Annotated in this window: 6 protein-coding genes and 1 pseudogene; 1 reads left to right on the top strand and 6 read right to left on the bottom strand. The window is 71.2% G+C overall.

Annotated features, from left to right (window positions below; all coding sequences use genetic code 11):
* Positions 1-90: 90 nt before the first annotated feature.
* The 6 genes and pseudogenes from ABT085_RS41065 to ABT085_RS41040 all read right to left on the bottom strand — a co-directional run.
* Positions 91-1,524, bottom strand: a pseudogene (locus tag ABT085_RS41065) (DoxX family protein); the annotation flags it as partial.
* 185 nt (positions 1,525-1,709) lie between these two features.
* Complete coding sequence (gene rlmB, locus ABT085_RS41060; RefSeq protein WP_351620569.1) at positions 1,710-2,651, bottom strand: 23S rRNA (guanosine(2251)-2'-O)-methyltransferase RlmB; 942 nt, start codon at positions 2,649-2,651, stop codon at positions 1,710-1,712.
* A gap of 121 nt (positions 2,652-2,772) precedes the next feature.
* Positions 2,773-4,173, bottom strand: coding sequence for a cysteine--tRNA ligase (cysS, locus tag ABT085_RS41055; protein WP_351620566.1), 1,401 nt, complete (start codon positions 4,171-4,173; stop codon positions 2,773-2,775).
* A gap of 113 nt (positions 4,174-4,286) precedes the next feature.
* On the bottom strand, positions 4,287-4,832 hold the full coding sequence (gene ispF / locus ABT085_RS41050) for a 2-C-methyl-D-erythritol 2,4-cyclodiphosphate synthase (RefSeq protein ID WP_351620563.1): 546 nt from the start codon (positions 4,830-4,832) through the stop codon (positions 4,287-4,289).
* Entirely contained in the window at positions 4,822-5,601 is a 780-nt protein-coding gene (ispD, locus tag ABT085_RS41045) for a 2-C-methyl-D-erythritol 4-phosphate cytidylyltransferase (RefSeq protein WP_351620560.1), read from the bottom strand. The genes ispF and ispD overlap by 11 nt, the downstream gene beginning before the upstream one ends.
* Positions 5,602-5,880: 279 nt before the next feature.
* Complete coding sequence (locus tag ABT085_RS41040; protein ID WP_003953493.1) at positions 5,881-6,363, bottom strand: CarD family transcriptional regulator; 483 nt, start codon at positions 6,361-6,363, stop codon at positions 5,881-5,883.
* 649 nt (positions 6,364-7,012) lie between these two features.
* Here ABT085_RS41040 and ABT085_RS41035 point away from each other — a divergent pair.
* Entirely contained in the window at positions 7,013-7,636 is a 624-nt protein-coding gene (locus tag ABT085_RS41035) for a copper chaperone PCu(A)C domain-containing protein (RefSeq protein WP_351620557.1), read from the top strand.
* Positions 7,637-7,770 lie beyond the last annotated feature (134 nt).

Genomic DNA, 7,770 nt, shown 5'->3' with positions numbered 1-7,770 from the left:
AGGCCGTCCGGGAAGCCGGCGCCCGCCTCGATCTCCGCCAGCGTGCGGCGGTCAGTGATCCGTCCGCCGTCGTGGTCGAAGACGTCGATCCGGCGAGCCGGGCAGTTCGTTGCGCGGGGCCTCGCCGGGGCCGGGGACGACGACACGGCCCGCGTCACGGACCGCACCGCCGAGCAGGGAGCCGACGAGCAGGGTGAGGCCCACGGCGACGGCCGTGACGAGGGCGCCGCGGCGCAGGACGTGACGGCGCAGTTCCCAGATGTCCGAGCGGGGTCCGAGGCGGCGCCAGGCACCGGCCGCGAGGCGTCCGTCGACCGAGTAGACGGGCGCGCCCGCGATGATCAGCGGGGACCAGGCGGCGAGACAGATGATGTCGGGCGCGTCGTAGACGGGGGCCGTCTTCCAGCTGACGGTCACGAGCAGCGCGGCGGACAGCGCCGCGCCGACCACCGCGGTGACCCGCTGCCAGCAGCCGAGGAACGTCAGGACGCCCACGATGACCTGGAGGAAGGCGATGACCAGGCCGGACCCGACCGGGTGCTGGAGCGCGAACTGGCGCAGCGGCTCGGCGACTTCCCAGGGGTGCAGGGTGTCGAGCCACTTGACCATCGAGCCGCGCTTGCCGCCGTCGAAGTACAGGGGGTCGCAGAGCTTGCCCATGCCGGCGTACACGGAGATGAAGCCGAGGAAGATGCGCAGCGGGAGCAGCACCACGCCGAGGTTCATCCGGCGGCCGGGGAAGTAGGCGTGCCGTGCGGGGTCGTCGGCGCGCCGCCCGGACCGCGAACCGTGCCGCGCCCCGCCCCCCGTCTCGATGTCGTCGTACGCGTCCTCGGCCTCGAACCGCCCGTCGTCGTAGGCGGGTTCGCCGTATCCGGGACCGCCGTAACCGGGGCCGTCGTGGCCGGGTCCGGCGTGGGCGGGCCGTCCGTAGGCGGGTTCGTCGTAGGCGCTGCCGACCGTGCGCATCTGGGGCAGGAGCCGGGCTCCGGCGGGCATCCCGTCGTCCGAGGTGCGCTGGGGGCCGACGACGGGGGTCTCCAGGGTCTGGTCCAGCTCGTCGTACCGGCCGCCGTAACCGTCGTAGCCGCCGTAGCCGCCGCCGGGCCGGCCCGGGGCCGCGGTCCTCGTGTCGACGCGCGGGATGACCTGGGTGGCCCCGGCGTCGGACGAGGCCTGCTCGCCGTGCCGGACGCTGCCGGCCCGCACGGCCTGGAGGAGGCGGTGGGCGCCGGTGTCGTCGGGGGCGGACCTGCCGCTCCAGACGACCGCGCGGCGACGGGCTCCGGCGCCGCCCGCCGCGGGCGCCTGGGCGGTGCCCGCGCCGACGGTCAAGTGCCGTGCGATCCGCGGCGATTGGGCGCGTCTCGCCGACGTGCCCAGCTGGACGCGGAAGCTCGCGTGATTGACGATGACCTGCGCCGGATCGCTCGGCACCTTCACCATGCTCAGCGCGGGAGCGTCGTCGTATCCCGACGAGCGGTCCCCCGTGGGTGTGCGGGGTGTTCTGGTGTCCACACTCATCTAACCGAGTGACGTGGAGTTAGGACACTGCTTTGACCGGGCGGATCTGTCCGGACCCCGTCAAGGTTGTGCGCGACGCCCGGATTGCCCCGGGCGAGTGATAGGGACGTACGTCCGTTCGGACGGCGTCCGGCCCGGTCCGAGGCACGCGCCGGACGCGCCCCGGACCTGGGTCCGCGCTGCTCTCAGGCGCGTCGCCGGGCCGCCTCGTACAGCACGACGCCCGCCGCGACACCGGCGTTCAGCGACTCCGCGCCACCGGGCATCGGGATCCGCACCCGGAAGTCGCAGGTCTCGCCGACCAGCCGGGACAGTCCCTTGCCCTCGCTGCCGACGACGATGACGACCGGGCCGCCCAGCGCCTCCAGGTCGCCGACCTCGGCCTCGCCGTCGGCGGCCAGGCCGACCACGGTGAGACCGGACTTCTTGTACGCCTCCAGGGCGCGCGTGAGGTTGGTGGCGCGGGCCACCGGCGTACGCGCGGCCGTACCCGCGGACGTCTTCCACGCACCGGCGGTCATACCGGCGGCGCGCCGCTCGGGCACGACCACGCCGTGGCCGCCGAAGGCGGAGACGGACCGTACGACGGCACCGAGGTTGCGCGGGTCGGTGACGCCGTCGAGGGCGACGATGAGCGGGTCGGCGCCCTCGTCGTAGGCGGCGGCCACGAGGTCCTCGGGGTGGGCGTACTCGTACGGCGGGACCTGGAGGACCAGACCCTGGTGGTTGAGCCCGTTCGTCATCCGGTCGAGCTCGGGACGGGGGGCCTCCATGAGGTTGATCCCGCCGCGCTCGGCCGCGAGCTGGAGCGCCTCGCGCACCCGCTCGTCGTTGTCGATGAACTGCTGGACGTAGAGCGTGGAGGCGGGCACGCCCTCACGCAGCGCCTCGACCACGGGGTTGCGCCCGACGACCATCTCGGACGTGCCCTTGCCGCCGCGGCCGCGCACCACGGGACGGCGGGCGACCTGCTTCGCCTTCGCGGTGGCGATGCGGTTCTTCTTGTGCTTCTTGCGCATCTCGGCGGGCGGGGTCGGGCCCTTGCCCTCCAGGCCCTTGCGTCGCTGGCCGCCACTGCCGACCTGCGCGCCCTTCTTGCCGGACATGCGGCGGTTGTTAGCGGCCATGACCTACCTGTCTGTGCGAGGCGACGCGGCGGATGCGCCCGCGTCGAAGTGTGTACGTCTATGAAGTGTGCCGCCCGGAGGCCCGGACGGCACAATCGATCACGTAGGCGATCGGGTGGGATCAGCGCGGGCCGAGGCTCCAGCGCGGCCCCTGCGGGCCGTCCTCGATGACGAGTCCGGACTGGTTGAGCTGGTCGCGGATGGCGTCCGCGGTCACCCAGTCCTTGCGGGACCGGGCCGCCTCGCGCTGGTCGAGGACCAGTCGTACGAGGCTGTCGACGACGCCGTGCAGATCGTCGCCCCGGTCCGTCTCGTCGGCCCAGTGCGGGTCGAGCGGGTCGAGCCCGAGGACGCCGAGCATGGCGCGCACCTCGGCGAGGCGGGCGATCGCCGCCTCCTTGTCGTCGGCGGCGAGCGCGGAGTTGCCCTGCCGGACGGCGGTGTGCACGACGGCGAGCGCCTGCGGCACGCCCAGGTCGTCGTCCATCGCCTCGGCGAAGGCGGGCGGCACCTCGGCTGCGGGTTCGACGACCCCGCCGGCCTTCTCCACGACCCGCTGCACGAAGCCCTCGATCCGCGCGAACGCCGACTCGGCGTCGCGCAGGGCCTCCTCGCTGTACTCGATCATGGAACGGTAGTGCGGGGTGCCGAGGTAGTAGCGCAGCACGATCGGGCGCCAGTTCTTGACCATCTCGGAGACGAGCACCGAGTTCCCGAGCGACTTGGACATCTTCTCGCCGCTCATGGTGACCCAGGCGTTGTGCACCCAGTACCGGGCGAACTCGTCGCCGAACGCCTTCGCCTGGGCGATCTCGTTCTCGTGGTGCGGGAAGATCAGGTCGAGGCCGCCGCCGTGGATGTCGAAGGCGGAACCGAGGTACTTGTGCGCCATGGCGGAGCACTCCAGGTGCCAGCCCGGGCGCCCGCGTCCCCACGGCGTCTCCCAGCTCGGCTCGCCGGGCCTGACCGACTTCCACATGGCGAAGTCGCGGTGGTCCCGCTTGCCCGTCTCGCCCTCGGCCGAGGGCTGGCGGAGGTTGTCCAACTCCTGGTTGGAGAGCTGGAGATACTCCGGGAAGGAGCGCACGTCGAAGTAGACGTTGCCGTCGGCCTCGTAGGCGTGTCCGCGCTCGATGAGCCCGCGCATCATCTCGATCATCTCGGGCACGTGCCCGGTCGCCCGCGGTTCGTACGTGGGCGGCAGGCAACCGAGGGCCTGGTAGCCGTCGTTGAACGCGCGCTCGTTGTCGTAGCCGATGGACCACCAGGGGCGGTCCTCCTCGTGCGACTTCTTGATGATCTTGTCGTCGATGTCGGTGACGTTGCGGATGAACGTGACGTCGTAGCCGCGGTAGGCGAACCAGCGGCGCATGATGTCGAAGTTCAGCCCCGACCGGATGTGTCCGATGTGCGGGGCCGCCTGAACGGTGGCACCACACAGGTAGATCGAGACACAACCCGGCTTGAGCGGGGCGAAGTCACGGATCTGCCGGGCGCTGGTGTCGTACAGGCGAATAGTCACCACTCCAGGGTAGTGGTCGCGAGGCAGTGCCCCGCGACCCTTCCGCCCTATTCCCCCCGGACAACGGGAGCACGCGGGTCCGCGGACGCGCGGGGCGGAGCCCCCTGCCGGGCTCAGCCCGTGCGGACCACCAGTGCCGTCGCCACCGCCATCAGGCCCTCGCCGCGCCCGGGGAAGCCGAGCCCGTCCGTCGTGGCCCCGGACACCGACACGGCCGCGCCGGCCGCCTCGGACAGGATCTTCTGCGCCTCGTCGCGCCGCTTGCCGATCTTCGGCCGGGGTCCGACGACCTGGACGGCGACGTTGCCGATGACGAATCCGGCCTCCCGCACCAGCCGCGCGGCCTCGGTCAGCAACGTCACCCCGGACGCGCCGACCCACTCGGGCCGCCCGGTGCCGAAGTGCTGCCCCAGGTCACCGAGCCCGGCCGCGGAGAACAGCGCGTTGCACGCGGCGTGGGCGACGACGTCCGCGTCGGAGTGCCCGGCCAGGCCCGGTCCCTCGCCCTCCCACTTCAGACCGGCGCACCACAGCTCGCGCCCCTCCTCGAAGGCGTGGATGTCCGTGCCGATCCCCACCTGCGGCAGCACGGGCACGTACGCCCCGGCGCCCTGGGCTTCGACGGAGGCACCGGGCGTCCCCGAAAGCTCAGAAGCCATCGTTCAGCCTCCGGCGCGTCAGGACCGCCTCCGCGAGCACCAGGTCCAGCGGCCGGGTGACCTTGAAGGCCTCCTCGTGCCCGGGGACCACCACGACCGGCAGGCCGAGCTGCTCCACCATGCTCGCGTCGTCGGTGACGTCGCCGGTGACCGTCTCGTGGGCGCGCAGCAGCGTGGCCCGGTCGAAGCCCTGCGGCGTCTGGACGGCCCGCAGCCGCTTCCGCTCGGGCGTGGCCAGCACCGGCTCCGGCTCGCCCGGCACGGCCGCCGGCTCGACCTCCTTGACCGTGTCCGCGAGCGGCAGGGCGGGCACGACCGCGGCCGCGCCCTCCCGTACGGCCTCGATCACGGCGTCCACCGTGTCGACCGGCACCAGGGGCCGGGCGGCGTCGTGCACGAGCACGATGCCGCAGTCGGGCGGCAGCGCGTCGAGGCCGAGCTTGACCGACTCCTGGCGGGTCTCGCCGCCGGGGACGACGAGGAAGTCGGTCCGCTCCGGCAGCGCGTGCGCGTCGAGCAGCGACTTGACCTCGCCCGCGCCGTCGGGCGGCGCCACGACGACGACCAGGGAGACGGCTCGGGACGCGGCCATGGCGCGCGCGGCGTGGATGAGCATGGGAGTGCCGTTCAGCGCGCGGAGCGCCTTGGGTGCGCCCGGACCGAGGCGCACACCCCGGCCGGCGGCCGGGATCACGACGGCGGTACGGGTGGGCACGGCCGGGGCTTCCGGAACGGCATCCGCGGTCGAAGGGCGCGAAACGTCAGACATCGGTTCCTGTCAGGTTTGTGTGCTCGGCCTACGTGGGTATGGCCACAGCGTGCCGGGCGCGACGCCTTGACCGGAACCCTTCCGTGACACCGGTCGAGCCAGCTGCCCGGGCCCGGCACACCAGTATCGGGGGAATTCCTCGTGGCGTACGGCATCCGAGTACGGCGTACAAAGAAATGCCGCAGCGCCCGGCGACAGAAGATACGTCATCGGGCACCGCGGCATTTCACTGCGCAGAGTGAGCGGCGTGCTGAGTGGGGCGGACGATGCCGCCGCGCGTCAGGACGCGAGGACCTCGTCGAGCAGGGCCTCCGCCTTGTCCTCGTTCGTGTTCTCCGCGAGAGCCAGCTCGCTCACCAGGATCTGGCGGGCCTTGGCGAGCATGCGCTTCTCACCGGCGGAGAGTCCGCGCTCGCGCTCACGACGCCACAGGTCACGCACGACTTCCGCGACCTTGATGACATCGCCGGAGGCGAGCTTCTCCAGATTTGCCTTGTAACGGCGTGACCAGTTCGTGGGCTCCTCGGCGTACGGAGCGCGCAGCACCTCGAAGACCCGGTCCAGCCCGTCCTGACCGACCACATCACGCACGCCGACGAACTCCGCATTGTCCGCTGGCACACGTACCGTCAGGTCGCCCTGGGCGACCTTCAGCACCAAGTAGGTCTTGTCCACGCCTTTGATCTGGCGAGTTTCGATAGCCTCGATCAGCGCGGCCCCGTGATGGGGATAGACCACGGTGTCGCCAACCTTGAACGTCATGTGACAGGTACCCCTTCCGTGGCTATCCAGAGTAACACGGAAACGGCGGCTTCTGAATGGCGTTTTCGCAGGTCAGGGCATATCTCGGGGCTTGACAACAGCAACAGGAACGTGCATCGCGGACCGACCGGAAGCGGGTATTCGCAGGTCGGAGCGGCTCTCTGGGGGAGGGGAAACACACACGTTACCCACATCCGGAGGCCACCCCAAGTGGACGAACGTCCCCAAATGTCCGGTTCCATACGATCGACTTCCGCTACTCCGTTCGGTTGCCGGTGTCGGCCGCGGCACGAATCCGGAATTGATCACGGGGTGATCACAAGGGAAGATCGCAAGACCGGCGGAACGGCCGGCCGAACCGCATCGGTGATCAATTCCGCCGCTTAGGGGCCTGCCACCACCGGTTATTCCGACACGGAAAATCCGCAAGCCCGTCTAAGTGAATCTCGTACGACGGTGAGACCAATGCGTTCCCGGCCGCATCTGGCTCCGGAAAGCCTCCCGGTACCGCCTGCTGAGGGAAGCCGGGCGCCCCGGGGGAGGGTCGGGTGCGGCGGCTCCGGAACGGCTCGGTAACCTAAGGCCGCTGACAGACACTTAGGGCGGCTTTAGGTACAGCTGCCCCTGCGTTCAAGGAGAAGCCGCCGCCGTGAGCAGCAGCCTTCGACGCGGCGCCCTCGCCGCCTCCGCCATCGCGTTCTCGATCGCCTCGCTCGCCGCGTGCGGCGCGGGCAACAGTTCCCAGACGCTGGAGGTCCAGCCCGACAACGCGGCGACGAGCGTCGGCGACATCAAGATCCAGAACGCTCTCGTCATCACCCAGCCCGGTACGGACACCTCGGGCCCCTCGGTGATCTCCGCAACCGTCTTCAACAGCGGCACCAACGCCCAGACCCTGGACTCCATCAGCGTCGAGGGCGGCGGCACCGCGAAGCTCTCCCCCGCCAAGGGCAGCGACAAGCTGAGCATCCCGGCGCACGGCTCCCTGGTCATCGGCGGCAAGGACAACGCCTCCGCGGTGCTCTCCGACGCCGCCGAGGCCGTCCAGAACGGCAACGTCCAGAAGATCACCTTCACCTTCAGCTCGACCGGCGCCGTGAACATCAGCGCCTTCGTCGTCCCGGCCGAGAGCTACTTCTCCTCCTGGGGCCCGAGCGACATCCCGAGCGTCACGCCGTCCGCCACCGAGGAGCCGTCGACGGGCGAGTCCGCCTCCCCGAACGAGTCGGGGTCCCCGGAGGCGACCGCCACCGAGTCGGCAGCCGGCCAGTAGACAGGCCCGGCCCGCGCACGTACGGCGGAGGGCGGCACCCTCTCCAGGGTGCCGCCCGACGCCGTACCTGCGTGCCGGATACCACCGGCACGCACCCCGCAACCGCCCGCAGTCTACGGCTCGAAATTTTAGCC

This window comes from Streptomyces sp. NPDC002265, assembly GCF_040296125.1.
Classification (GTDB): domain Bacteria; phylum Actinomycetota; class Actinomycetes; order Streptomycetales; family Streptomycetaceae; genus Streptomyces.
The sequence above is the reverse complement of the archived record's forward strand: the minus strand, read 5'-3'. Positions and strand labels throughout refer to the sequence as shown.